This is a genomic window from Pseudosulfitobacter pseudonitzschiae (assembly GCF_002222635.1).
In the GTDB taxonomy this organism is placed as follows: Bacteria; Pseudomonadota; Alphaproteobacteria; order Rhodobacterales; family Rhodobacteraceae; genus Pseudosulfitobacter; species Pseudosulfitobacter pseudonitzschiae_A.
Map to the genome: position 1 here is coordinate 2,892,098 of NZ_CP022415.1, position 24,215 is coordinate 2,916,312.

General features: G+C 61.4%; 24 protein-coding genes. 5 read left to right on the plus strand and 19 right to left on the minus strand.

Features of this window, described 5'->3' with window-relative positions:
* Nucleotides 1-4 precede the first annotated feature (4 nt).
* From SULPSESMR1_RS14255 to SULPSESMR1_RS14275, 5 genes are read right to left on the minus strand one after another with little or no spacing between them, the layout of a single operon-like run.
* Nucleotides 5-733 (minus strand): SDR family NAD(P)-dependent oxidoreductase, encoded by a 729-nt coding sequence (locus SULPSESMR1_RS14255; RefSeq protein ID WP_089421416.1) that lies wholly within the window; start codon nucleotides 731-733, stop codon nucleotides 5-7.
* Nucleotides 730-1,329: a DUF3833 family protein gene (locus tag SULPSESMR1_RS14260; protein WP_089421417.1), complete on the minus strand. Its 600-nt coding sequence runs from the start codon at nucleotides 1,327-1,329 to the stop codon at nucleotides 730-732. Before SULPSESMR1_RS14260 ends, SULPSESMR1_RS14255 begins: the two co-directional genes overlap by 4 nt.
* Nucleotides 1,326-2,561, minus strand: a complete 1,236-nt coding sequence (locus SULPSESMR1_RS14265) for an MFS transporter (protein WP_089421418.1) — start codon at nucleotides 2,559-2,561, stop codon at nucleotides 1,326-1,328. Before SULPSESMR1_RS14265 ends, SULPSESMR1_RS14260 begins: the two co-directional genes overlap by 4 nt.
* A complete protein-coding gene (locus tag SULPSESMR1_RS14270; protein ID WP_089421419.1) occupies nucleotides 2,558-3,319 on the minus strand; it encodes a DUF1365 domain-containing protein in 762 nt (253 codons plus the stop codon). The genes SULPSESMR1_RS14265 and SULPSESMR1_RS14270 overlap by 4 nt, the downstream gene beginning before the upstream one ends.
* A complete protein-coding gene (locus SULPSESMR1_RS14275) occupies nucleotides 3,316-4,626 on the minus strand; it encodes an NAD(P)/FAD-dependent oxidoreductase (RefSeq protein ID WP_089421420.1) in 1,311 nt (436 codons plus the stop codon). Before SULPSESMR1_RS14275 ends, SULPSESMR1_RS14270 begins: the two co-directional genes overlap by 4 nt.
* A gap of 210 nt (nucleotides 4,627-4,836) precedes the next feature.
* On the opposite strand from SULPSESMR1_RS14275, the gene SULPSESMR1_RS14280 reads away from it, so the two are divergent.
* The 4 genes from SULPSESMR1_RS14280 (at nucleotide 4,837) to adh (ending at nucleotide 8,783) form a co-directional block, all read left to right on the plus strand.
* Nucleotides 4,837-5,400: a sigma-70 family RNA polymerase sigma factor gene (locus SULPSESMR1_RS14280; protein WP_421086565.1), complete on the plus strand. Its 564-nt coding sequence runs from the start codon at nucleotides 4,837-4,839 to the stop codon at nucleotides 5,398-5,400.
* Between the two features lie 5 nt (nucleotides 5,401-5,405).
* On the plus strand, nucleotides 5,406-6,065 hold the full coding sequence (locus SULPSESMR1_RS14285) for a ChrR family anti-sigma-E factor (RefSeq protein WP_089421422.1): 660 nt from the start codon (nucleotides 5,406-5,408) through the stop codon (nucleotides 6,063-6,065).
* 107 nt (nucleotides 6,066-6,172) lie between these two features.
* Complete coding sequence (locus SULPSESMR1_RS14290) at nucleotides 6,173-7,132, plus strand: GAF domain-containing protein (RefSeq protein WP_089421423.1); 960 nt, start codon at nucleotides 6,173-6,175, stop codon at nucleotides 7,130-7,132.
* Nucleotides 7,133-7,259: 127 nt separating this feature from the next.
* Nucleotides 7,260-8,783: an aldehyde dehydrogenase gene (gene adh, locus SULPSESMR1_RS14295; protein ID WP_089421424.1), complete on the plus strand. Its 1,524-nt coding sequence runs from the start codon at nucleotides 7,260-7,262 to the stop codon at nucleotides 8,781-8,783.
* A gap of 86 nt (nucleotides 8,784-8,869) precedes the next feature.
* Here the strand turns inward: adh and SULPSESMR1_RS25260 are convergent, their stop codons facing one another.
* The 7 genes from SULPSESMR1_RS25260 to puuE form a co-directional block, all read right to left on the minus strand.
* On the minus strand, nucleotides 8,870-9,016 hold the full coding sequence (locus tag SULPSESMR1_RS25260) for a hypothetical protein (protein ID WP_162791903.1): 147 nt from the start codon (nucleotides 9,014-9,016) through the stop codon (nucleotides 8,870-8,872).
* Nucleotides 9,017-9,106: 90 nt separating this feature from the next.
* Nucleotides 9,107-10,342, minus strand: a complete 1,236-nt coding sequence (locus SULPSESMR1_RS14300) for a DNA recombination protein RmuC (RefSeq protein WP_089421425.1) — start codon at nucleotides 10,340-10,342, stop codon at nucleotides 9,107-9,109.
* Complete coding sequence (gene mutL / locus SULPSESMR1_RS14305) at nucleotides 10,339-12,192, minus strand: DNA mismatch repair endonuclease MutL (protein ID WP_089421426.1); 1,854 nt, start codon at nucleotides 12,190-12,192, stop codon at nucleotides 10,339-10,341. Before mutL ends, SULPSESMR1_RS14300 begins: the two co-directional genes overlap by 4 nt.
* Before the next feature lie 167 nt (nucleotides 12,193-12,359).
* Entirely contained in the window at nucleotides 12,360-13,679 is a 1,320-nt protein-coding gene (locus tag SULPSESMR1_RS14310) for a uracil-xanthine permease family protein (RefSeq protein WP_089421427.1), read from the minus strand.
* A gap of 54 nt (nucleotides 13,680-13,733) precedes the next feature.
* Entirely contained in the window at nucleotides 13,734-14,219 is a 486-nt protein-coding gene (locus SULPSESMR1_RS14315) for an ureidoglycolate lyase (protein WP_089421428.1), read from the minus strand.
* Nucleotides 14,216-15,025, minus strand: a complete 810-nt coding sequence (locus tag SULPSESMR1_RS14320) for a bifunctional allantoicase/(S)-ureidoglycine aminohydrolase (protein WP_089421429.1) — start codon at nucleotides 15,023-15,025, stop codon at nucleotides 14,216-14,218. The genes SULPSESMR1_RS14315 and SULPSESMR1_RS14320 overlap by 4 nt, the downstream gene beginning before the upstream one ends.
* Nucleotides 15,022-16,443, minus strand: a complete 1,422-nt coding sequence (gene puuE / locus SULPSESMR1_RS14325) for an allantoinase PuuE (RefSeq protein ID WP_089421430.1) — start codon at nucleotides 16,441-16,443, stop codon at nucleotides 15,022-15,024. Before puuE ends, SULPSESMR1_RS14320 begins: the two co-directional genes overlap by 4 nt.
* A gap of 64 nt (nucleotides 16,444-16,507) precedes the next feature.
* Between puuE and uraH the strand changes: the two genes are divergently transcribed.
* Nucleotides 16,508-16,867 carry a hydroxyisourate hydrolase gene (uraH, locus tag SULPSESMR1_RS14330; protein WP_089421431.1) on the plus strand — a complete coding sequence of 120 codons (360 nt, stop codon included), beginning with the start codon at nucleotides 16,508-16,510 and terminating at the stop codon, nucleotides 16,865-16,867.
* A gap of 60 nt (nucleotides 16,868-16,927) precedes the next feature.
* Here the strand turns inward: uraH and SULPSESMR1_RS14335 are convergent, their stop codons facing one another.
* The 7 genes from SULPSESMR1_RS14335 to SULPSESMR1_RS14365 form a co-directional block, all read right to left on the minus strand.
* The gene (locus tag SULPSESMR1_RS14335) at nucleotides 16,928-17,833 is read right to left on the minus strand and encodes a metal ABC transporter permease (protein ID WP_089421432.1); all 906 of its coding nucleotides are present in this window, start codon (nucleotides 17,831-17,833) and stop codon (nucleotides 16,928-16,930) included.
* Nucleotides 17,830-19,035 carry a metal ABC transporter permease gene (locus SULPSESMR1_RS14340; RefSeq protein ID WP_089421433.1) on the minus strand — a complete coding sequence of 402 codons (1,206 nt, stop codon included), beginning with the start codon at nucleotides 19,033-19,035 and terminating at the stop codon, nucleotides 17,830-17,832. The genes SULPSESMR1_RS14335 and SULPSESMR1_RS14340 overlap by 4 nt, the downstream gene beginning before the upstream one ends.
* The gene (locus SULPSESMR1_RS14345) at nucleotides 19,032-19,865 is read right to left on the minus strand and encodes a metal ABC transporter ATP-binding protein (RefSeq protein ID WP_198362802.1); all 834 of its coding nucleotides are present in this window, start codon (nucleotides 19,863-19,865) and stop codon (nucleotides 19,032-19,034) included. Before SULPSESMR1_RS14345 ends, SULPSESMR1_RS14340 begins: the two co-directional genes overlap by 4 nt.
* A gap of 3 nt (nucleotides 19,866-19,868) precedes the next feature.
* Nucleotides 19,869-20,855, minus strand: a complete 987-nt coding sequence (locus SULPSESMR1_RS14350; protein WP_089421434.1) for a metal ABC transporter solute-binding protein, Zn/Mn family — start codon at nucleotides 20,853-20,855, stop codon at nucleotides 19,869-19,871.
* Between the two features lie 111 nt (nucleotides 20,856-20,966).
* Nucleotides 20,967-21,917, minus strand: coding sequence for an ATP-binding protein (locus SULPSESMR1_RS14355; RefSeq protein WP_089421435.1), 951 nt, complete (start codon nucleotides 21,915-21,917; stop codon nucleotides 20,967-20,969).
* On the minus strand, nucleotides 21,905-22,591 hold the full coding sequence (locus SULPSESMR1_RS14360) for a response regulator transcription factor (protein WP_089421436.1): 687 nt from the start codon (nucleotides 22,589-22,591) through the stop codon (nucleotides 21,905-21,907). The genes SULPSESMR1_RS14355 and SULPSESMR1_RS14360 overlap by 13 nt, the downstream gene beginning before the upstream one ends.
* Nucleotides 22,588-24,090: a DUF4153 domain-containing protein gene (locus SULPSESMR1_RS14365; protein ID WP_157729026.1), complete on the minus strand. Its 1,503-nt coding sequence runs from the start codon at nucleotides 24,088-24,090 to the stop codon at nucleotides 22,588-22,590. The genes SULPSESMR1_RS14360 and SULPSESMR1_RS14365 overlap by 4 nt, the downstream gene beginning before the upstream one ends.
* Between the last annotated feature and the right edge of the window lie 125 nt (nucleotides 24,091-24,215).

Sequence of the window (24,215 nt, forward strand, 5' to 3'; positions counted from 1 at the left end):
GCGCCTAGCTGAAAATACGGTAATACAGCCAGTCCGGCAGAAAATTCGCGCCCCGGAACACCAGTGAGAACAACCACGGAAAGCTGGTCTTGAACCGGTCCGTTTCCATATGCTCGACCATATGGCGCGCCGCGATATCGGGCTGCATGATCATCGGCATCTTGAAGTCGTTCTTGTCGGTCAGCTGCGTCTTGATGAACCCCGGATTGCACACCTGAACCAGCACGCCCGTCTTGCGCAGGTCGGCGTACATACATTCGGCCAGCGACATGGTCGCGGCCTTGCTGGCAGTATAACCGATTGATCCGGGCAAACCGCGAAACCCCGTCAGGCTGGACGTGATTACAATGTGTCCTGCGTCACGCGCGACGAAATCGGGCACCACCTGTCCCAGCACACGCATGAAGCCGGTAAAGTTGATGTCGGCCATCGCAACGGCCTGATCGGCATCCCACTCTTTGGCACCAAAAGGCCAGTAGACACCGGCCAACAGCACCAGCCCGTCAATCTTGCCCACCGCCTTGGCGGCTTCTTTGACGCTGTCGCTGTCTGCAATATCAATGGTCACAACCGAGGCCTTTCCGGGAAGCGCATCAGCCAGCACCTTCAGCTTGTCTTCGGACCGTGCGGACAAGATCACCTCGACTCCGCGCGCGCTGAGCTTTCGGGCCAGCGCCGCGCCCAGCCCATCGCTTGCGCCCACCAGCCAATACCGTTTGCCCTGCCAATTCATGTCGTGCCCCCTGTCGGTTTGATCTGTGCCCCGCCGTCTGCGCACCGGATTGTGGCGACCAGTTCGGCCACGCATATCCCCAACTTGTAAAACTGCGACCGGTTGGTGATGGTTCCGTTTGGCGTCAGATACATCCAGTCCACTGCCCGCAGTACGTGACCGCCCAATTCATCCGCCAGCCTGATCCGATACCGCATCTGAAACGCAGGCCCGCAAGTGACACCTTGTGCGGTGCCCACCACGTCGCCGGCGGTGGCGCAGACATGACCGTCGGCATGGCAGGTCAGCGCCCATGCCCGGGTTTGCTGGCTGCCGTCATCGTAAACAAACAGCTCGTCCATCACGCCGGTGTCGCCGTCCCACGTGCAATTGATCTGTGCGTAAAAGCGGCTGGTGACGCGGCCAAGCGGGCCGTAAATCACCCCGTCGCAGATCAGCGGACCATCCAGATGCCTGCGCAGATCAAAAGCGGGGCCGTCAATGCCCGTATAATCTTCGGGGCGCTGCGCCGTGAACCCGCCCCACCGCTTGCGCGCCCAGACCAGCGCCAGAAGCAGGGCCAGAATGACGCTTGTGGTGCTCAGGATAACCGTCATGCCAACGCCCCCTTGATCGGTGTGGCAGCCAGCAGGGCCATCGCCAACAGTTTCAATCCGCAAGGCACCAACGCATAAAGCACCGCCAACAGCGTCAGGGCTGCGGCGGGGCTGGAGCTGGAGCTGTTGAATCCTGCAGCCTGCAAGGCGGGCAACAGCGTGACCGCCGCAAAGGCCAGCGTGAACTTCGACACAAATGACCACAGGCCAAACCCGTCCGTCGCCCCCGGTGAAATCTGCGCCATACGGGCCGCAAAAACCGCTGGCAGCAACGTCAGATCGGCGCCCAGTGCTGCACCCGACACCAGACAGATCACCGCGAACCACGGCCAGTCGCCCGCACCCAGAAACACCGCTCCTCCCAGCGCCAAAATCGACAGCGCCATCGCGATCAGCAACACAGGCTTGGGACCGAACCGCTCGGCCAGAATGCCCCAGACCGGTGCGGCACAGGCCGCAGCCAGGAAAAACGCCAACAGCAACGGCCCCTCTTTGCCCGCTGCCTCAAGCCGCGCATCGACGAAGAACAAAAACAGCGTGGTCGTCACCGCCACAGGGGCAGCATTCAGCAACGCGATCAGCAGCAACCGACGCGCCAGCGCATCACGCAATACTGCACCCAGCCCCGTCGAAGCGGGCAAGCCAGCCCCCGACCATTCTCCGCGCATCATCACAATTGCGGCCAGCGCCAGCAGCGCAAAGCCTGTCGCAAAACCCGAAAACGGCGCCTGCATCCACAGGCCCAAGACCACCGGTGCGATGGCTGCAACGCACACTCCCAGCAATGCGCCCGTCTCGCGCCAGCGGGCCAGACGCAGATGGCCCTGCCCCGCCAGACGGTCTGCGCTCAGCACCCCTTGGGCATAGAAAACGATGGTCAAAAAGCTGAAGCCCGAAAACACCAGCGTCAGCATCGCCGCGAACCAGATCAGCGGCGGCACCACTGGCGGCACCGCAAACAGGCCCACCATCGCCAGCGCCATCACCGCAGCAGCCACCGTCACAGCCATCCCGCGCCGGTCACGTAGGCGGTCACCCAGACGCCCGAACAGCGGATCTTGGACCACATCCAACAGCCGCAAACCGAACAGAACCGCCCCAAGCGCGCCCAACGAAACGCCGTATTCATCGACATAGAACTTTGGCGCATGAATGTAGATCGGCAAACCCGCCGCCGCCAGCAGCGCCGCAAATACGGCAAAAGCAGGAAGGTGTGGTGCGGTGCGGCTCATCCGCGCGACACGTCTTCGACCGGTGGCGCAGGGCGCGACCGGAACGTGCCGCGTTTGATCCACAGCTTCAGTGCTTGCCAATGGATCAACGCCAGCACCCGGCGCGAACCGAACGGCCGACGCATCAGCGCGCGCAGGATCGACCCGTTGCTCAGCGGCGCGCGTCGGCCCGTCAGCGTGGCGATCAGCCCGCCTTGGCCGCGGCTATAGTCGATCCAGATTCCAATCCGTTCGTCCGAGATATCAAGCCGGAACTCATAGCCCCCTTCGACAGGTTGGAACGGCGAGACGTGGAATATCTTTGTGGCCTGCATCCGGTCGCTTGCCGTGATGGGCCGATGATCGGCGTGGTGGACCAGATAGCTGTGGCGGTCACCAAAGGTGTTCGACACCTCGGCAATCACCGCCAGCAGCGCACCATCCGCGCCGCGACACAGCCAGAAGCTGACCGGATTAAACACATGCCCCAACAGTTTGGGCTGCGCGAGCAATTCAACTTTGGCCACATTTGGCACCTGCCAGTCGCGCAACACATCGCGCACCCACACGGCCCCGCGCCCGTTATCGGGCGCACCACCATGATCCTCATCGTTCAACGCCGCCACCCCGCGTCCGTTGCGGGTAAACAGCGACGGGCCTTTCACCTCTGCTTCGGCATCCAGCAGCAGGTAATCCAACGAGTAGCGAAAGGCGTTCTCAACTGCCCCCTTGCGCCCGTGATAGGTTTGCGCCGCGATATGGTCGATACCTGCGGTCATTCGGCAGCCAACAAGTCGGGAGCGGTTTGCAACGCCTGCGCCACGTCAAAGGCCGAAGACAGCCCATCCTCGTGAAAGCCGTTCTTCATCCATGCCCCGCAGAACCATGTATTGTTGGTGCCATTCATCTGCGCCGCCTGCTTTTGCGCGGCCAATGCTGCCAGATCATAGACCGGATGGCGCAGGGTAACCCGATCCCAAACCAGATCGGGGTTGATCTCGCGGCGACTGTTCAGGGTCACGAAAAACTGTTCGTTCTTCAGCCACGGTTGCAGCGAGTTCATCCAATAGGTCAGGTCGATCCGTTCCGACCCAATCTCGGCCCCTTCGGTGTAAACCCACGAAGACCATGTCTGACGGCGACGCGGCATGACGCTTTCGTCCGAATGTAGCACAATATCGTTGGGCTGATAGGCGATGGCACCCAGCACAGCTTTTTCGTGCACGGACGGGTCGGACAGCATCCACAGCGTGTCGTCGGAATGGGTGGCAAAGATCACCTCGTCGAAGGTTTCCCATTCGTTGCCACGCACCTTGATCTGCGCACCAGCGGCAATCCGGCGCACCGAATGCACGGGCGTTTTCAGCCGGATGTCCACCCCATTGCGGATCAGGGACGTTTCCAGACGGCTGACATATTCACGGCTGCCGCCCTTGACCGTGTACCACTGATGCTGGCCAGTGTGGTGCAAAAGTGCGTGGTTCTCAAAGAACTGGATCATTGCATGGGCGGGAAAATCCATGATCTTTTCGGTGGGTGTCGACCAGATCGCGCCGGACAGCGGCAGCAGATAATAATCGCGGAACCATTTGCCCGTACCCAGCAGCTTGAGGAACGTACCAACCGTCATCTGCGGATTGTCCTGTGCCAGACGCAGGGCGCGTTTGTTGAACCGGAACACATCGCGCACCATGCCCAAAAATCGTGGGTCAAGCGCATTGCGCCGCTGCGCGAACAGCGCTCCCAGACTGGCCAGACCGTATTCCAGCCGACCGCCCCCGATGGACGCACCAAAGCTCATGCTGGACGGAACCACCGGCACGTCCAATTCGTTAAACAGTCGTGTCAAATGCGGATAATTCGCATAATTGAACACGATAAAGCCGGTGTCCACCGGCGTGTCGCCATTGCGGCCCGCCATACGGGTGCGGGCATGGCCGCCCAACTGAGGTTCGGATTCAAACAGGGTCACGGCGTTCTGGTCCCCCAGCATATGAGCCGCGCCCATCCCTGAAATACCTGCTCCGATGACTGCGATTTTCTTGTGGCCAGTGCCGCTTGGGGCGCGTGGGTCTTCAAATGGCATTATGTTTTTGCTTTCTTGGCAGTCGTTGTTCTTATCCTTTAACTACGGATGAAGTAGCGTTTCGGATGCAAATGGGTTCAAATAATAATTTATGATCCAACTGGTGACCCGAACCGTAACTGGGATATGTTCGCAGGTCTCGACACCCCCACGCCCGCCCTCAGAGTCGGCAGATTTGACAAAAGCAAGGGGTATGCCCCTGCGACAGGACTGAAACACGTGAGTACGCGCGAAAAGGCCGACAAACGCTTGCTGTGGGTGGACCATATGGTTCGCATCCACAAAGCGCAGGATCGCGCCGCGTTCGCCGAGCTGTATGGCCACTTCGCGCCACGAGTGAAGGGTTTTTTGATCAAGTCGGGGGCCGATGCGTCCCTGGCTGAGGAATGCGCCCAAGAGGTCATGGTGACCGTCTGGAACAAGGCGCACATGTTCGATGCATCGCGGGCGTCGGTGGCGACGTGGATATTCACGATCGCCCGTAACCGCAAGATTGATGCGTTGCGAAAGCAACGCCGCCCAGAGCCGGAAGAACTGACTTGGGGCCCCGAAGAAGAACCGGCGCAGGCGGATGTGATCGCCTTGCAGCAGGAAAGCGAAACACTGGTGCGTGCCGTCGCGGAATTGCCCGCGCAACAACGCGCACTGATCGAAAAGGCGTATTTCGGGGATCTGACCCACAGCGAAATCGCCGCCCAGACCGGTCTGCCCTTGGGCACGATCAAATCCAGAATACGTCTGGCGCTGGACCGTCTGCGCCACGCAATGAAGTAAGAGCGATGAAAAACAACATCAAACACCACCTCACCGATCAGATCCTGATGGGATATTCGGCAGGCGCTTTGCCCGAGGCGTTCAACATCCTTGTGGCCAGTCACCTGTCGCTGTGCGATGAATGCCGCGCGCATCTGGCCAGCTTTGACAGCATTGGCGGCGCCGTTCTGGACAGCACGCCCGGCGCGCTGGCCACACTTGATGACGACAGCCTTGCTGCTGTGATGGCGCGTATCGAAAACACCCCCACCGCATCTGCCCCCGTACGACCCAAGCGGCGCGATACCACCGTGCCTGCGCCGCTGTGCGACTATATCGGCGATGATCTGTCAGGCGTGAAGTGGCGCAACATCGGCATGGGCGTGCGGCAGGCTATCCTGCCCACATCGTCCGATGCCACGGCGCGGCTGCTGTTCATTCCCGCTGGTGCCGCGATGCCCGATCACGGCCACAACGGCACCGAAATGACGATGGTGTTGCAAGGCGCGTTTCAGGACGAAGACGGATATTTTGCACGCGGCGACGTGGAAACGGCGGACGCGGACGTGAACCACATCCCCGTGGCCGACATCCGCGAAGACTGCATCTGTCTGGCCGTATCCGACGCCCCGCTGCGGTTCAAAGGACTATTGCCAAGGATCGTCCAGCGGTTCATTCGCATCTGATCCGCGCCGCTTTCCATGATTGTGGCAGCCTGAACCGGTGTAAAACCGTGTTGCTCGCCATCGCGCGATTGGCTCTACTCCCCTAGACTGACGTCAAAGGGAGCAAGATGTCGCACAAGATCTCGCATGCAGACCGGGTGTTGGAAACCGCGCAATCCGCTTCGGCGGCCGCAAAGTCCCGAGTGGCGGCAAGCTGGCACCGCTCTGCGGTCAAACACGGGCTAAACCCTGACGAACGGCGCGCACCAGACCGGATCGAGCAAAGCTCCTTGCATCACCGTCGTCTGGCCTTGGAAAAACTCCTGTCCGTCGCTGCCCCCCGTCTGGATGCGCTGTTTTCGCTGGTCGGGCAATCCGGCTGCGCTGTTTTCCTGACGGATGTCGACGGGGTCATTCTGGACCAACGGCTGTCCGCAGCAGACGGGCCCGCGTTCGAGGAATGGGGGTTGGGCACCGGTGCGAACTGGAGCGAAGAGCGCGAAGGCACCAATGGTATTGGTACCTGTCTGGCCGAGCAACGCCATGTAATCATTCACCAAGACGAACATTTCTACACGCGCAACATCGGAATGAGCTGCATCGACGCGCCAATTTATGGGGCCGACGGGCAGATCGTGGGCGCGCTTGATCTGTCATCGGCACGGGCCGATCAGACCGAAGCATTCAACCGCCTGATCGCCGCGCAGGTTACTCAAACCGCCCGTGCAATCGAGGCGGCAAACTTTCGGGCGGCCTATACGTCCGCGCGCATCGTTGTCGCCGAAAGCGACGATGTCGAGGCAGCCACGTTGCTGGCCATCAATGACAACGATCTGGTGATCGGAGCCACCCGCGAGGCGCGCCGCGTCTTTGGCATGAGCCGGACCGGCGCATTGGTGGCCCGCCCCGCCGCCGACATTCTGGGCCGCGAAGACGGGCCTACAGGCTTTGAAAAAGCGGAAAAGGCCGCTGTGATTCGCGCCCTCGCCCGCGCAGGCAACAACGTGTCAGAGGCTGCAAGGCAGCTCGGGATTGGCCGCGCAACGCTCTATCGACGCATGAAGCGGCTTGGGCTGGACGGAAATTAGTCAAAACTGTCTCACTACCGAGACACCTTTGCCAGCGCACAAATTCCCGCCCCAAGACGCACGGAACAGCGCCATGCACACTCTTTGCAATCCGGAGGGAGAACCGGATAATCAAGGAGGAAACCCAATGAACGATATGACCAGCACGCAGGCGGGCACCTATGTCTCGCCGTTCAAGCTGCGCTATGACAACTTTATCGGGGGCGCGTTCGTGCCGCCCGTAAACGGCAGATATTTCGAAAACCTGACCCCGATCACCGGCGGCATGATCAACGAATGCGCACGCTCGGACGCGGCTGATGTTGAACTGGCACTGGATGCGGCACATTCGGCCAAAGGGGCGTGGGGCAAGACATCGGCCACAGACCGCGCCAATATCCTGCTTAAAATCGCCGACCGGATCGACGAAAACCTCGAACTTCTGGCAACCGCCGAAACTTGGGACAACGGCAAGCCGATCCGCGAAACAATGGCCGCAGACATTCCGCTGTCTGCCGATCACTTCCGGTATTTCGCCGGTGTCCTGCGCGGCCAAGAAGGCAGCATGAGCGAGATCGACAACGACACTGTCGCCTACCACTACCACGAACCTTTGGGCGTGGTCGGCCAGATCATCCCGTGGAACTTCTCGATCCTGATGGCCGCCTGGAAACTGGCCCCTGCTTTGGCGGCTGGCAACTGTATCGTGATGAAGCCCGCCGAACAGACCCCCGCCGCGATCATGGTTCTGGCCGAATTGATCAATGATCTGCTGCCCGCTGGCACGCTGAACATCGTCAACGGCTTTGGCGCAGAAGTGGGCGCGGCTTTGGCCAGCTCTTCGCGTATCGCCAAGATTGCCTTTACGGGGTCCACCGTCACGGGCCGCAAAATCATGGAAGCCGCGACCAAAAATCTGATCCCCGTCACGCTGGAGCTGGGTGGCAAATCACCCAACATCTTCTTTTCCGACGTGATGGCCAAGGATGACGCGTTTCTGGACAAAGCCGTCGAAGGCTTTGTTTTGTTCGCCTTTAATCAGGGCGAGGTCTGCACCTGCCCGTCGCGCGCACTGGTTCAAGAAGACATCTATGACGAGTTCATCGGCCGCTGCATCGAACGGGTAAAGGCGATCAAACAAGGCGACCCGCGCGACGTAAACACAATGGTCGGCGCACAAGCCAGCAAGGCACAACAAGACAAGATCATGAGCTATCTGACAATCGGACGTGAAGAAGGCGCCGAAGTTCTGATCGGTGGTGATGCGGCGCGGTTCAATGGCGAACTGGCAGGCGGCAACTATATCCAGCCGACAATCCTGAAAGGTCACAACAAGATGCGCGTGTTCCAAGAGGAAATCTTTGGGCCCGTCGTTTCCGTGACCACCTTCAAGGACGAAACCGAGGCGTTGGCGATTGCAAACGACACGATGTACGGGCTAGGCGCGGGCGTCTGGTCACGTGACATGAACACCTGCTACCGCTTCGGACGGGCCATCGAGGCAGGTCGCGTCTGGGTGAACAACTATCACGCCTATCCGGCGCACGCGGCCTTTGGCGGATATAAACAGTCAGGCATCGGGCGCGAGAACCACAAGATGATGCTGGATCACTACCAGCAGACCAAAAACCTGTTGGTCAGCTACAGCCCTGACAAGCTCGGCTTTTTCTAAACGCGCCAAAAGCGGCCCCTGCGCCTATCGCCGGGGCCGCTGCTGCATTTCGGAAATATTGATACGACCGGACGGTACAGGACCGCTTAACCTTGAGGCTTCTTCGCCTCGGCAGCGGCCTTCATGCGGGCCAACAAGGCCGCTTTGTCAGTGCTTTTACCAAAGGGGTTTTTATCGGTGCCCTTGGCGTTGTGTTCGCTGTGGCGCGGGGCGTTCTTGCCGGTCTTGGCCATGCCTGATTTCTTGTAATCCACGGGGGTCGCCTTTCGCGGCTGGGGGATGGCTGCCTATGCCGCAAACGGCAGCACTGCACAAGCCTGCGTTCATGTATCGGGTGTGGTCAGCGGTACGACCGTGCCGGGAACATCGTCGATTTCCTCAAAATCGAAGTTGTCCAATCGCGCCGCGCGTTTGCCTGCCCGTTCGGCGGCGGTGCTGATGCCGTCCAGATCCTTGCGGGCCTGACCAAAGTGCAGGTTCAGCTTGTCCACCCGCTCTACCACAATTTCGACGTCGCGGTGCAACTGGCGCAGCGTGGTGCGGATGGCCCCGGCCTGTTCGCGCATCCGCGCATCCTTCAGAATCGCGCGCATGGTGTTCAGCGTGGCCATACAGGTGGTCGGCGACACGATCCAGACCCGCGCGTCGAAACCTGCGCGAACCAGTTCGGGAAAATTCGCGTGCAACTCGGCATAGACAGCTTCCGAGGGCAGAAACATCAGCGCACCATCGGCGGTTTCCCCCTCGATGATATACTTGGTCGAGATGTCGTTGATGTGCTTCTTGACCGCCACGCGCATCGCCTTGCCGGCCTCGTTCATCTCCCAGTCGGTCTTGGCCTTGCGCAGCGCCTCATAGGCTTCCAGCGGGAATTTGCTGTCGATGACGATCGGTCCGGGCGGGTTCGGCAGGTGAATCAGACAATCGGCCCGCCGCCCGTTCGAAAGCGTCGCCTGCATCTGGTAGCTGTCGCGCGGCAGCGCCTTGCTGACGATGTCGGTCAGCTGGATTTCCCCAAAGGCGCCGCGCGTCTGCTTGTTCGACAGGATGTCTTGCAATGACAGCACATCGCCCGACAGCTTGGTGATGTTGTCCTGCGCCTTGTCGATGGACGCCAGCCGTTCCTGCAACTGCGTCAGGCTGGTCGTCGTCTGCTTGGACGAGCCGTGCAGCGTCTCGCGCATCCGCTCCTGCATCTCGGTCATGGCGTGTTGGCTGCGTGCTGCGTTGTCGGCCAGACGGTCCTGCATCTGTTGTTGAACGTGGGCCAGACGCGTCTCGACGGTCTGGATCATTTGCGCCTGCGCATGGGCCTGCGTGTCGCTGACCGTTTGCAACCCGCCCTGCAACTGCGCCTGCCCCATGCCCAACTGATGTACGTTCTGGCCCAGCACCTGCATTTGCTGCGACAGCGGCATCGCCATCCGCGCACTTCGCCCCGCCGCCCGTACCGTGGCGATCAGCAACACCACGATCAGCAGCAACATCAGCCCGGCCGCGGCAGCGGCCAGCACCAGCGGATCACTTAGCGCATAGGACTGCCCCGCGATCTCGATCATGTGCGCCCGAACAGCCGTTCGATGTCCGACAGCTTCAGTTCCACGTAAGTCGGCCGCCCGTGGTTGCACTGACCCGAATGCGGCGTCGCCTCCATCTCGCGCAGCAGGGCGTTCATCTCTTCGGCGCGCATCCAGCGACCCGACCGGATCGAGCCGTGACAGGCCACACGGCTCAGGATCGCTTCGATCCGCGCCTGCACCGTTTGGCTGCTGCCCATGTCGTCCAGCTCGTCCAGAATGTCCTTGATCATCGCCTCAGCGTTGACCTCGCCCAGAATCGCGGGGGTTTCGCGCACGGCGATGGCACCGCCGCCAAAGGCCTCGATCCCCAGCCCCAGCCGCGCCAGATCATCCGCCAGATCCAGCAGACGGGCGCAATCGCCGTCGCTCAGCTCGACAATCTCGGGGATCAACAGCGCCTGCGCGGCGACGCCGTTGTCGGCCATCTGACGCTTCAGCTTTTCATACACCAACCGTTCGTGGGCGGCGTGCTGGTCGACGATGACCATGCCCGTGGCGGTCTGGGCGATGATGTAGTTCTCGTGGACCTGCCCGCGCGCCGTGCCCAGCGGCAGGTCGTGCGGATCGCTTTCGACGACAGGTTCAGGTGCGGCCACCTGCCCGCTGTAATCGCGCGCCATCTCGGCAAAGCCGCTGTGCTGCTGTGGCGTCTGATAGGGCGCTGCCCGCAGGCCAAGGCTGGGCCGATCCATCTGATAGATGCGGGCAGCGCCTGCATCAGCGGCGGTGCGTTCCGGTTGCATCGCATCCAGAACCCCACCCGCCACAGTCGAAGACGCACGGTGCCCTGCCCCCGCCAACGCATGACGCAGCGCCGAAACGATCAGACCCCGCGCCAGTGCCGGATCACGGAACCGCACCTCGGACTTGGCAGGATGCACGTTCACATCCACCAACGTCGGGTCGCAATCCAGAAACAACGCCGCCGCTGGATGACGGTCGCGACTGAGGAAATCGAAATAGGCCCCGCGCAGTGCACCGACCAACAGCTTGTCCCGCACGGGCCGCCCGTTGACGAACAGATATTGCGCCACGGCAGAACCGCGCGAATAGGTCGGCAGCGCGGCATATCCCGTCAGATGCAGCCCGTCGCGTTCCGCATCTATTGCCAGCGCATTGTCGGCAAATTCACGGCCCAGGACCGTGGCCAGACGCCCGTGCAATGCGTCGAACATATCGCCCGTCTGCGCCTCGGCCACGAACACCGTGCGCGGGCTGTCCTTGGTGATGTCGCGCAACTCGAACCGCACAAAGGGCTCTGCCATTGCCAGCCGCTTGATGATGTCGGTGATTGCCTGCGCCTCGGCGCGGTCGGTGCGCATGAACTTCAGCCGCGCGGGCGTGGCGTAGAACAGATCGCCCAGCGTGACGACGGTGCCCGCGTTCAGCGCCACAGGCCGCACGTTGCCCATCGCGCCGCCCTCTACCTTGATCTGGAACGCATCTTCGCCCTGAACGCGGCTTGAAATGCTCAGCCGACCTACCGCCCCGAGGCTGGGCAAGGCCTCGCCGCGAAAGCCGAAGGTATGGATGTTCAGCAAATCCGACCCGTCGATCTTTGACGTGGCATGACGGCTCAGCGCCAGCGCCAGATCGCCACCGGCAATGCCGCAGCCGTCATCGGTCACACGGATCAGTGTCTTGCCGCCGTCGGCAATGTCGATGGTGATGCGCCGCGCGTCCGCATCCAGCGCGTTTTCAACCAACTCCTTGACCGCCGAGGCTGGGCGCTCGACCACCTCGCCTGCGGCGATGCGGTTGATCGCGCTTTCATCCAGTTGGCGGATTACAGGGCGTGAATCGCTGATATTGTTGTCTGCTATGGCCATGCCGCCATATCTAGCATGCAGCGCCCCGATTCTGAAAGCGTGAAGCCAGAGTTATCCACCGGCCTTTTGTACACCCATCCCGCCCGCACCACATATCAAAGGGGCAAGCCGCTTGTCGCGCCCTGCCCTCTTCTTTGGTGCAAAAGTCATCTTGCCATAACCGGACTTCAGATATCCTCTGGCAGAACCAGATTCAAAACTATCGCCACCAGCGCGGTCGGAGCCACGGCGCTGGTCGCCAGCGTTTTGACCACACCCGGCAGGTATTGCACCGCCGTGGGCACAAGGTTCAGGCCCAACCCTGCGGTCAATGACACGGCGATAATCACCATGTTGCGGCGGTTCATCTTGACCTCGGTCAGCACGTTCATACCAGCAGCCGCAACCATCCCGAACATCACGATCACGCCGCCGCCCAGAACCGGCAACGGCATTGACGCGATCACGGCCCCGATCTTGGGCAGCAACCCGCAGACAATCAAAAACAGCGCGCCAATCGTCACCACATGGCGCGACATCACGCCAGTCATGCCGACGATGCCCACGTTCTGGCTGAACGACGTGTTGGGTAGCCCGCCAAAAACCGCAGCCACGGCTGTGCCCAACCCGTCAGCATAGGTCGCACCCGCAATCTCGTTATCAGTTGCCTCGCGCCCTGCGCCCGCTTTGGTGGTGGCCGAGGCATCGCCAACGGTTTCGATTGCCGACACCACACAAACCAGCGTCACTGCAATCACAGCGCCCAGATTGAACTCGAACCCGAAGGGCATCGGCGTAATTCCGGTGATCCACGCAGCCTTGCCCACAGCGGCAAAGTTGACCATGCCCAGAACAAACGCCAGCACATAGCCAGCCAGCAACCCGATCAGGATGCCCGAATTGCTCAGTGATCCTTTGGCAAAGAACTTCACCGCCAGCGCCACTACGACCACAGTCAATGCAACCGACCAATGCTTCAACGATCCAAAGCTTTGCGCCGCCATCTGGAAATCGGCTGCCCCCCCTGCCGCGTATTTGATCGCCGTCGGGATCAAGTACAGACCGATTGCCAGAATGACCAAACCCGTGACCAGCGGCGGAAACAGCCAACGCAGGCTTTTGATAAACGCGCCAAGGCAAAAGTGCAGAACGCCCCCGATCAGACAGGCCGTTAGTGCCACGCCCATCCCTTGGGTCGCAGCAATCCCCGCCAGCACACCGACAAACGCAAAACTGGTGCCCTGCATAATCGGCAACCGCGCCCCCACGGGCCCAAAGCCGATGGTCTGGAACAGCGTCGCAACGCCTGCAAACAACATCGCCATCTGGATCAGGTACACTTGTTCCGGCCCGCCAAAGGCCAGCCCCGCGGCCCCCGCCACGATGATCGAAGGTGTAACATTCGAGGCGAACATCGCCAGAACGTGTTGCAACCCCAGCGGAATCGCTTGCGCCATCGGGGGTGTCTCATTGGGGTCCGCATAGGCCCCATGCGCGGTGTTTGTCATAATCTCTGTCCCTGAGTGTTTGAACATGGCCGTCTTGAATGCGACCCACGGGAACTATGCGGTCACGATATAGGGCCGATCAAGTAAAACCTCTTGCAAATTGGTGCCTTGGCCGATCCGGTCGACAACTGCGAACAATCCGGGCGCGGAAAGTGGCGTCAGAACCCCGTGCCAACAACCACGGTGCAGGTTGATCGCCTGTCCGGGCTCCGTCAGAAACGCCACCGGCACACCCGGCTTGCCGCCCTCATCCGGTGCGACCGTCACCAGAAACGGCTGATGGCTCATGGGAATGAACGCCTGACTGCCCAGCGGATGCCGTTCCAGCAAATCCAGCGTATAGGGCAAACTGCGCGGCTGCGCGTTGAACACGCTAATCCCCGCGCGCCCGTCGCCAAAATCCATCTGCGCGCGGTCATGATACCGACCGCACAGACCCGCGTTGATGATCTTGTCGGGATCGCCCTCACAGTCCAACACATCCCCGAACGGGGCAAAGGCCGCAGCAATCAACGGCTGACAGGTGATCTGGCGGCTCATAGAACTGCGTGACGGTTCACGTCCTTGTAAAGCAGATACCGGAACGGCTGGTCACCGGTGGCGACACACGCCTGCGGACAAAACGCGCGCAGCCACATGAAATCTCCCGGCCCTACGTCGACCCAATCAGTGTTCAGCAGATATTTGGCGGTGCCTTGCAACACGTACAGCCCGTGTTCCATCACATGCGTCTCGGCAAAGGGGATGCGCCCGCCGGGCAGGAAAGTGACAATGTTCACATGCATATCATGGCGCAGGTCAGACGGATCGGCAAACCGCGTGGTGGCCCAAACCCCGTCGCAATCGGGCATAACGGTCGGGGGCACGGCATCGTCATGGGTCACAAAGGCTTCGGGATGCGCCACACCTTCGGCAGGCACATACCGTTTGCGCACCCAGTGAAACTGCGCCACGGCGCCGGACCGGTTCCAGATTGTCCATGCCACACCTGCCGGAATATAGGCATAGCCGCCAGCTGTCAGGTCATGGTGCGTCGCGCCAATGGTCAGCACCACTTGCCCGTTGGCCACAAATACAACACTCTGCGCACCTGTATCCACTTCGGGCGTATCGCTGCCGCCACCCGCCTGCAACTCGACCGCATATTGCGAAAATGTCTCGGCGAAACCACTCAGAGGACGTGCCAGCAGCCACATTCGCATGCCGGTCCATCCGGGCAACAGGCTGGTTACGATATCACGCTGGGTGATCGCAGGCAGTACCGCATAGGCAGTGGTGAACACGGCACTGCCTTCGGGATTGACCGACTGGTCCGGCAGACCGCCGGGGGGAAACGCATAGCTCATAGAATGGCCTCCAGCCGCAGACGTGCAATGCGCTCGACCTGCTTGCACGCTTCTTGAAATTCGGCGTCGGTGTCGTTGCCAATACGCCGGTCAAAGGCCCGCATGATCCCCGCCTTGTCATGATCACGCACCGCGATGATGAAGGGAAAACCGTGCTTGTCCACATAGGCTGCGTTCTGCGCCTGAAAGGCAGCGCGCTCGGCATCGGTCAACGCATCAAGACCCGCGCTGGCCTGCTCGCTGGTGCTGTCTTCGGTCAGCCGTTTGGCTTCGGCCAGCTTGCCCGCCAGATCAGGGTGCGCGCGCAGCACGCCCATGCGATCCTTGTCACTGGCACTGCGAAATACACGGCACAGCGCATTGTGCAGCCCCGCCGCCGTGTCATGTGCGTGCCCCAGTTCCAGCGCAAAAGCACCTTCGGCGATCCACGGCGAATGCTCGAAAATGCCACCAAAGCGCGTTACGAAATCGGCCTGATCCAGCGTGCTGGGCTTTAGCCTGCGCCGATGCGGATGCACGGCGCGCCAGTGATCTGCAATGTCGATCCGGCGCGGACACCAGACCCCTTCAAAGCTCTGAATATATTCCAGGAACCGCTTCAGCGCCTGCACCCGTCCGGGCCGCCCGACCAGACGGCAATGCAAACCGACTGACATCATTCTGGCCCGCCCCTCCACACCTTCCGCATAGAGCGCATCAAAGGTATCGCGCAGATAGGCAAAAAACTGGTCGCCCGAGTTGAACCCCTGCGGCGTGGCAAATCGCATGTCGTTGCAGTCCAGAGTATAGGGAATAATCAACTGCGCGCGCGCCCCCAACTCCAGCCAGTAGGGCAAATCGTCGTCATAGGTGTCGCTGATGTAGGCAAGGTCGTGTTCGGCGGCCAGTGGTATGGTGTTCACCGAACACCGCCCCGTATACCAACCCTGCGGACGGGTGCCGGTGACTTCGGTATGCAAACGCACGGCCTCAGCAATATCTGCCGCCTCGTCCTGCGGGGTGTGATCCTTGTAGTCGATCCACTTCAGACCGTGACTGGCAATCTCCCAGCCCGCATCCTGCATCGCCTCGACCTGCTCGGGGCTGCGTGCCAATGCCTGTGCAACGCCGTAGACCGTGACCGGAATGCCCGCACCGGTGAACAGACGGTGCAATCGCCAAAATCCGGCCCGCGCCCCGTATTCATAGATGCTTTCCATATTCCAGTGCCGCTGCCCCACCCAAGGGGCCGCGCCAACGATCTCGGACAAAAACTCCTCGGACGCCGCATCGCCATGCAGAACGCAATTTTCGCCGCCTTCTTCGTAGTTTATGACGAATTGAACGGCGATTCGGGCGCCGCCGGGCCATTTGGCATCGGGCGGATTGCCACCATGGCCGATCATGTTGCGCGGGTATCTGGGGGGTGTGTTACTCATGGAAATCCTTTTGCGCTTCGGGCGCGGCTGTGGTCAAGCTGTGCCAAAGTCAGGAGAGAATGCAATGGCCTCGGGATATTTGACAACGCATGTACTGGACACCAGCACGGGCCAGCCCGCCGCCGGTCTGTCCATCACGCTCTACCGCTTTGAAGCTACCGCCAAGGTCAAGGTGTCACATATGGTCACCAATGCCGATGGCCGCACCGACAGCGCGATCCTGCCCAAAGAAGGCTTTCGCGAAGGCCAATACGAACTGGAATTCGAAGCAGGTGCCTATTTCGATGCAAACGGTGTGCTACCTGAAAGCCCGCGTTTTCTGAACCGTATCCCGATCCGCTTTGGCATCTCGGACATTGACGCGCACTACCATGTCCCGCTGCTGCTCTCGCCCTTCGGCTATTCGACCTATCGTGGCAGCTGACCTGCTTCATCTTGCCAGATAAACTCCGGGGGCGGCGCACAGCGCCGGGGGCAGAGCCCCCTAATTCCGTGCGGGGCCCATTAACGCGACACCTGCCACCAGAACACCCGAAACGGTCGCAATCATACCCGCTGCACTCACCGAATCCTGCGCGCCCAGCCAAAGCGGGCCATAACCCGCCAGAACATAACCGATCACTGCCGCCAGAGTGGCAAACAGAACCGACCAGGCGATTTGGGTTTCCAGCCGGTTGGTCATCAGCCGTGCCGCCGCAGGCGGACAAATGAACATTGCGATCACAATGATACTGCCCACCGCATCAAACGCAGCCACAGCGGCAATCGCCGCAACCACGACCAGCGCCAGCCCCAACGGCCCGGTGCGCAGGCCCATCGTGCGCGCAAAGCCTTCATCGAAGGTCGAGATTTTCAAGGGCCGCCAGAACACGGCAATAAACAGCACCACCGCCACCAGCGCCGTCGCCATTCGGGGCAACTCGACCGGCAGATGGGCCAGTGCCTCGGGATCCCACAACGACGACCAGCCGGTCGCGTCCAGCCAGATCAGGCTTTCCAGATTGCCGTACAGCGCATGCTCCACGTCCAGATGAACACTGGACGTATCCGACATTTCCAACAGCAACACACCACCTGCAAACATCGTGGTAAACACAACGCCCATCGCAGCCCCTGGTTCGATCTTGCCCAGACGCCGTATCGCCTCGATTGCAGCGACAGCAACCAGCGCCGCGCCCGCCGCACCCAACAGCATTGGCACGCTGGCGACCAATCCTGTCAGCAAGAACGCCACCACGATCCCCGGCAACACCACGTGGCTGATCGCATCACCAATCAGCGCCTGCCGTCGGAGCAGCAGGAAATTTCCCGGCAATGCACAGGCAATGGCGACGCAGATGCCGATCAGCATCGGCACCAGTGACAGCGGGACAAACTCGGAACCGTTCATGGCAACATCACCTGCGGCGCGGGCAGTCGCGCGTCAATTTCACGGATTTGGTCAGGGGTCAGTACGCTGTTCATTTCCGTCAGCCCGTCATAGTGCAACGCCGCCGCAGCATAGGTCTGATCACTGCGCACAACGTGCCAGCGTGCTTCGTCCAGCAGCGCCTTGGCCGCATGGGCACGCCCCGCTTGTGTTGCCACACCGTCGCCACGGATCAGCCCACGCTGCTCCATCAGCCGTTGAGTCAGACGTTCGTAGATCGGTTGCCCTTGGGCCAGTGCAAGCAGTCCTTGACGCAGATGCACGCGGCGTTGGTACTGGCGATGTTGCACCACCGACGACACCACGCCACGCCCCGGTGCGCACAGCAACGAAACAAGGAACAGCGCAAAGCTCACCAGCACGATGATCGGCCCTGTCGGCATATCCGGCACCGCCGCCGAAATCGCGGCACCCACATAACCGGACACCCCGCCGAAAACACCCGCACCCAACAGCAAGCGGTCCACTCGATCGGTCCAGAACCGCGCGGTCACGGGCGGAATGATCAGCAGTGCCACGATCAGGATCAGCCCGACAATCTTCAACCCCACGACCGTGACGGCCAGAACGATACCCATCATCGCAAGATCAATCCGGTTTACATTGCGACCCGTCGCAAGGGCAAAGTCCGGATCGAACGCCACCAGCGTCAGGGGCCGCCGCAAGATCAGCACCAGCCCCAGTGTCAACGCCGCCGCAAAAACCAGAACCAGCGCATCGCTTTGCAACATTCCCGCCGTTGATCCCAAAAGGAACCCCTCCAGCCCCGCCTGCTGTCCGCTGGACATGGTCTGGATATAGGTCAGCACCACCACGCCAAATCCGAAAAACACAGACAGCACAGCACCAATTGCCGCATCCTCGGCCAGCCGTGTGCGGGTGCTTAGCCAGTTCACACAAAGCAACCCAATGGCGGCTGTCACAGCCCCACCGGCCAGAAGACCGATCAGATTGCGCCCGTCACCGCCCAAACCGACCATCAGCACAAAGGCCAGACCGACGCCGGGCAAAGTCGCATGGCTGACCGCATCACTGACCAGCGCGCGCTTGCGCAAAAACAGGAACGATCCGCCGAAGCCACCGGCAATACCCAGAATGCACGCACCCAGTGTCACCAGCGTGGCATTATACCCAAGGCCCAGAAACAGCGCCTCCCAGATCATCGCGGCGCGCCCCCCACAGCGGGCTCTACCAAAGTATCCGCCAGCGCGTCCATTTGCGCGCCCGCCAGCCGCCCGCCATAGGCGGTTTGCAGGTTTTCCTGTGTAAAGGTGGTTTCGACCGGCCCTTCGGCCACGGCCTGCGTGTTGATCAGGAACACATCGTCAAAGTATTCCCGCACGGTGCTCAGATCGTGATGTACCGCCACCACCGTCTTGCCCGCGTCCCGCAGCGCCTTCAGCACTTTGATAATCGCCTGCTCGGTCGCCGCATCGACACCGGCAAATGGCTCGTCCAGCAAATACAGATCCGCACCCTGCGCCAGCGCGCGGGCCAGAAACACACGCTGCTGCTGACCGCCCGACAATTGCCCGATCTGGCGCGTTGCAAAGTCCGTCATGCCCACACGATCCAGACAGTCCATCGCCAGGCCCCGGTGCTTGGCACGGACACGGCCCAGCAGACCCAACTGACCGTACATGCCCATCAGAACCACGTCGATCACGCGCGTCGGGAAATCCCAGTCCACACTGGCACGCTGCGGCACATAGGCGATGTGATCGCGCTGCCAAGCCAACGGCTGGCCCAGCACAGTGACCGTACCCGCCAACGGCTTCATAATGCCCAAAGCGGCCTTGAGCAGGGTCGATTTTCCGGCTCCGTTCGGCCCGATGATCGCGGTCATATGCCCCGCCCGAACGGTCATATCCACCGAGAAAACAGCGGGCTTTTGCCCGTATGAAACCGTCAGCCCGCGCACCGCCAAGGGGCTTGCTGTCCGGCGCTCCGCATCGGTTGGCGCGCCATTGTCCCGTGCAAGTTCGATGCTCACGGCTCAGGCTCCGCGGTTCAGTTTGCCAGACATCCCGCTCGCAGACACATCCGCGCCCAATGCGCGGGCAATGGTTGTCACGTTGTGGTCGATCATGCCGATATACGTCCCCTCATAGGTGCCGTCCTGCCCCATCGCGTCGCTGTACAATTCGCCACCGACGCGTACATCATGGCCACGCGCACCCGCGCCTTCAACCAGTGCGCGCATGTTGCGGTCGGACACCGAGCTTTCGACAAAAACCGCACCCAGCCCGCGCGACACAATCATGTCGACCAAGGCACTGACACGGTGCAGCCCTGCTTCGCTTTCGGTGGAAATACCCTGAATGCCAATCACCTCGAACCCATAGGCCCGCCCGAAATAGCCAAATGCGTCATGGGCCGTCAGCAGCACCCGTTGCGCGGGCGGCACCTGTTCCAGCGTGATGCGGGCATAATCATCCAGTGCGTTCAAACGCGCGACATAGGCCTGTGCATTTGCGGCGAACATATCGGCCAGTTCGGGGCGCACAACGCCCAGAACACGCCCTATTTCGACCACCACACCTGCGAACAGCTCAGGTGCCATCCAGACGTGCGGATCATAGCGGTTTTCATAGTCCGCATGGCTTAGCAACAGATCCTTGGGCAGCGCCTCGGCCACGGCAAAGACCTGACGTTTCCGCCCCAGATCGTGAAAGAAATCTTCCATCTGCGCTTCTAGGTACAGGCCATGCCACAGCGTCGTGTCAGCGCGGCTCATGGCGACGATGTCGCTGCGGGTCTGCCGGTAAGAGTGGGGATCAACTCCCGGCCCCATCAGAGCCTTGACCACAACTGCATCGCCCCCGATTTCGCGTGTTACATCCGCGATCATACCAGTGGTGGCGACCACGTTCAGCGGTGCGGCGGCAAATGCGGGTGGGGCCAGAGTGCTGGCAGCCAAAGCGGCAAAACCACCCAAGGCGGCGCGGCGGGACAGGTAAAATCTGTCAGGGTTCTGTGTCATAGGACTCAATCTGTATGGGTTCTGTGTCATAGACACTCAATATGAGAATCATTCGCAACAAGTCAAGCTTTTTGCGAACCACTCGCAACAAGCTGGCCTGCTGACTGCTTTTCAGTCGAAAAAGATCACGAAAGCCGCACCGCCGTTCATGGTCTGGTCGTCCAACGCGATTCTTGCGCCATGTGCAGACAGCAAAGTTTGCACAATGGTCAGCCCCATCCCCGTGCCGCCATCTTCGCGGCGGGTGGTAAAGAATGGATCGAAAATGCGCCCTGCGTTGCCTGTGCCAATGCCTGTGCCGTCATCCGCGATGTGCAACGCATCCCCGCGCAGTTGTAACAGCAGCCGCGAGGCCCCGTGGGCAGCCGCATTCTGCGCCATCTGGTCGATCACCACTGTCAGGTCACCCAACGACAAGGGCACGGTGCCCCCCTGCAAGACGACAATCTGCACACCCCCCACCATTGCGGGCAAAGCCTGCACCAGTGTTTGCCCCGGTCCGCTGCTCTGGCTGGCGGCGGCGTGTCGCTGCAACTGGATCAGCAATGCTTGCATCCGCGCTGCCGAGGTCTCGATCGTGTGGATCAGCTTGGTCTGATCCTGCGCCGGCAAGTCCGATTGCAGCAACTCCGCCGCGCCGCGCAGGCTGGTCAGGGGCGATTTCAGCTCGTGCGTGACGTGATCGGCATAGGCACGCAAACTTGAGGCGCGTGATTGCAGCGTGTCGCCCATCGCGATCACACTTGCCCCCAACGCTCCGAATTCGGGCGTGCCAAAATGCACCGGCGGCGCGGTGTCCGTGCGTCCTTCACGCACCGCTTGGGCATAGTCGGTCAGCTTTGCTACGGGCCGCAACACCAGCCGCCAAAGCAAAAACGCCAGAACGACAGTTGACACAACGGCCATCCAGCCGATCAGCCAGCCGGTTTCGCCCCAGCCCAGAATATTGCCCGCCAACCGGAACCACACAATCCCGATCAACGGCAGGCACAGCACCGCCGCCAATGTGCCGCCAATGACAAAGGCCAGCGGCGGCCGCCATTTCGCCTTTATCCGCGACATAGGCCCATCCGGACACCGACGCCGTGTACCGTTTCGATCGCGTCGGCACAGCCCGCATCTGCCAGCTTGGCCCGCAGGTTGCGCAGGTGGCTGTCCACGGTCCGGTCGCTGACGTGAATGTTGGTCCCATACATCGCATCGGTCAGCGCGGGGCGGGGGGCCACTTGTTCGGGGCGTTGCATCAAATGATCCAGCAGTGCCATTTCACGGCCGGTCAGTGCCACAACCGTGCCCGCGATGGCGCAGTAATGGCGTCCCGCATCCACCTCCAAAATACCGCGCCTGCGCGTCTTGTCCTGTTGAGCGGCAGTGCTGCGGCGCAGGATGGCACGCACGCGAGCGACCAGTTCGCGCGGCGAGAACGGCTTGGTCACATAATCATCTCCGCCCAGTTCGAACGCCAGAACGCGGTCGATCTCGTCCTCGCGCGCGGTCAGGAACAGCACCGGCGTCTGATCTGTCATACGCAATGCGCGGCACATCGCCAGCCCGTCCATCTCGGGCAGGCCGATGTCCAGAACGATCAGGTCAAACCGACCCGAGCGGGCCTTGGCCAACCCTTCTGCCCCGTCACCTGCGGTTTGTGTCCCAAACCCCGCCTGTTCCAGCGCGATACGCAACACATCGCGGATTTGCGCATCGTCGTCGACGATCAGAATGGTGGTGGCGCTCATGGGTTCAACCGCTTCGTTTCGATGGCCTGCAAACTACGGCGCAGACGCGCGTTGCGAAAGCCCCATTCCCGCCAGTCGTCGGGGCGAAACAGATAGGGCCTGCTGCCGGAAGAGGTCCGGACGCACAGATTGCCACCTGTCCGGACGTCATAGGTGGCGATGGCAGGCAAAGCGCCCTCGCCCAATTCGCGACAGATATACCACGCATCCTCCACCACAGGACGGCTTAGATTGTACCGCGCTATGATTCCGTCAAAGCTGATAAAGGCGCAAACATACAGCGTGACCGCGCCAATACCGCCCGAGCGCACCAGCATCCAGCCGTTATGCTTGCGCGCAGCCACCTGCCAGACGACCACGCCCAAACCTGCGGCCACCATGCCCATCCAGATCAATGCTGCCAGCCGCAGCCGCGTCAGCCCGTACACATCTACATAGGTATCCAGTCGGACCACCGACGCCAGCACCAACGCCAGCGTCTGCCCCAACCACACCAGAAGCAAAACGCGCAACATCGGCTTTTCCTCGGCAAAGGGGCGGGCGAGCACGGCAAACAGCCCCGCCAGCAGTGCGGTCAGCAACAGCGGATAAGCACCGCGATGTGCATAGGTGGCGTGGCTCATACCATCAGGCAGGCCCGCATCGCCATACAGCAGCACAATATCCATCACCGTCTGCACCGCGAACATCGCGTTGAACAGCACCAGTGACCGCGCAACCGAGCCTGCGTTGATCATACCGACGCGGCGCACGGTCTGGCGCGCGGGCGCTGGGGTCAGTTGCCCGCGCAAACGCGCAACCACCATGCAGGGCCAGACCAGCAGCACTATCATGGCCCAGAACAACGCACGCCACAGGTCCACCTCTGGCAGGCGCACGTCGCTCAGGTTCTGCCACCATCTGTCCAGAACCGGATTGGCCCCGACCAACAGCAGGGCAAACACCCCGCCCAAAACCACTGGCACACCCCACGCCTTGAACAACCGCCCCAAATCCCAGCCTGCGGGATTCGCCTCGACCAATTGCCGTGCTGCCTGCACGCCGTCGCGCACCGTCGCAGTGGGCCCCACCCACCACAGACGCAGCGCACTGCGCGTCAGTGCCCCGCGCCGTATGCCCGCCACAAACACCACAACCAGCGACAGCCCGACCATGCAGATCACCACCGACAGCGGTTGAACCAGCTCGACCAGCGGCAACACCGCCAGCGCCACACCGCCGCCCGCCTGCCACGCAACCCGCGCTGGCACATCCGCCAGCCAGATCGCCACACCGCCAAGGATCGCGCAGAACACTGCCAGCGACACCCCCGCCGACACCTGCCAGACCAAAGCATCCGACAGCGCGATCAGCGCCACCAACAGCGCCAGCCGGACCGGTCCGGCACGATCGCCCCGCTGGCCTGTCCGCCTGCGCTGCGGCGGCTGGTCGATCCCGCCCAGCCACCAGCCATCGTGTTGCATCGCCAGCGGCACGCCACGCATGATTGCCGTTTTCATATGATCTGCCTCTCTTGCCATTTTCTGCCCTTGGGATGCCAAAACATTTGCACAGGCCCCGCGCCCTGTTTGTGCAGTTTTTACGCAGAAGGTGACGCCGTGCCCCACCTTGCGCTTGGGCGCCG

What these genes read in the sequence shown, in the direction of transcription:
- SULPSESMR1_RS14320 (WP_089421429.1), bottom strand. Translation starts at nt 15,025, where the DNA reads ATGAGCTATGCGTTTCCCCCCGGCGGTCTGCCGGACCAGTCGGTCAAT.
- SULPSESMR1_RS14365 (WP_157729026.1), bottom strand. Translation starts at nt 24,090, where the DNA reads ATGAAAACGGCAATCATGCGTGGCGTGCCGCTGGCGATGCAACACGAT.
- puuE (WP_089421430.1), bottom strand. Translation starts at nt 16,443, where the DNA reads ATGAGTAACACACCCCCCAGATACCCGCGCAACATGATCGGCCATGGT.
- SULPSESMR1_RS14290 (WP_089421423.1), top strand. Translation starts at nt 6,173, where the DNA reads ATGTCGCACAAGATCTCGCATGCAGACCGGGTGTTGGAAACCGCGCAA.
- adh (WP_089421424.1), top strand. Translation starts at nt 7,260, where the DNA reads ATGAACGATATGACCAGCACGCAGGCGGGCACCTATGTCTCGCCGTTC.
- SULPSESMR1_RS14270 (WP_089421419.1), bottom strand. Translation starts at nt 3,319, where the DNA reads ATGACCGCAGGTATCGACCATATCGCGGCGCAAACCTATCACGGGCGC.
- SULPSESMR1_RS14300 (WP_089421425.1), bottom strand. Translation starts at nt 10,342, where the DNA reads ATGATCGAGATCGCGGGGCAGTCCTATGCGCTAAGTGATCCGCTGGTG.
- SULPSESMR1_RS14285 (WP_089421422.1), top strand. Translation starts at nt 5,406, where the DNA reads ATGAAAAACAACATCAAACACCACCTCACCGATCAGATCCTGATGGGA.
- SULPSESMR1_RS25260 (WP_162791903.1), bottom strand. Translation starts at nt 9,016, where the DNA reads ATGGCCAAGACCGGCAAGAACGCCCCGCGCCACAGCGAACACAACGCC.
- SULPSESMR1_RS14360 (WP_089421436.1), bottom strand. Translation starts at nt 22,591, where the DNA reads ATGAGCGCCACCACCATTCTGATCGTCGACGACGATGCGCAAATCCGC.
- SULPSESMR1_RS14255 (WP_089421416.1), bottom strand. Translation starts at nt 733, where the DNA reads ATGAATTGGCAGGGCAAACGGTATTGGCTGGTGGGCGCAAGCGATGGG.
- SULPSESMR1_RS14275 (WP_089421420.1), bottom strand. Translation starts at nt 4,626, where the DNA reads ATGCCATTTGAAGACCCACGCGCCCCAAGCGGCACTGGCCACAAGAAA.
- uraH (WP_089421431.1), top strand. Translation starts at nt 16,508, where the DNA reads ATGGCCTCGGGATATTTGACAACGCATGTACTGGACACCAGCACGGGC.
- SULPSESMR1_RS14350 (WP_089421434.1), bottom strand. Translation starts at nt 20,855, where the DNA reads ATGACACAGAACCCTGACAGATTTTACCTGTCCCGCCGCGCCGCCTTG.
- SULPSESMR1_RS14355 (WP_089421435.1), bottom strand. Translation starts at nt 21,917, where the DNA reads ATGTCGCGGATAAAGGCGAAATGGCGGCCGCCGCTGGCCTTTGTCATT.
- SULPSESMR1_RS14265 (WP_089421418.1), bottom strand. Translation starts at nt 2,561, where the DNA reads ATGAGCCGCACCGCACCACACCTTCCTGCTTTTGCCGTATTTGCGGCG.
- SULPSESMR1_RS14260 (WP_089421417.1), bottom strand. Translation starts at nt 1,329, where the DNA reads ATGACGGTTATCCTGAGCACCACAAGCGTCATTCTGGCCCTGCTTCTG.
- SULPSESMR1_RS14340 (WP_089421433.1), bottom strand. Translation starts at nt 19,035, where the DNA reads ATGATCTGGGAGGCGCTGTTTCTGGGCCTTGGGTATAATGCCACGCTG.
- SULPSESMR1_RS14335 (WP_089421432.1), bottom strand. Translation starts at nt 17,833, where the DNA reads ATGAACGGTTCCGAGTTTGTCCCGCTGTCACTGGTGCCGATGCTGATC.
- SULPSESMR1_RS14310 (WP_089421427.1), bottom strand. Translation starts at nt 13,679, where the DNA reads ATGACAAACACCGCGCATGGGGCCTATGCGGACCCCAATGAGACACCC.
- mutL (WP_089421426.1), bottom strand. Translation starts at nt 12,192, where the DNA reads ATGGCCATAGCAGACAACAATATCAGCGATTCACGCCCTGTAATCCGC.
- SULPSESMR1_RS14315 (WP_089421428.1), bottom strand. Translation starts at nt 14,219, where the DNA reads ATGAGCCGCCAGATCACCTGTCAGCCGTTGATTGCTGCGGCCTTTGCC.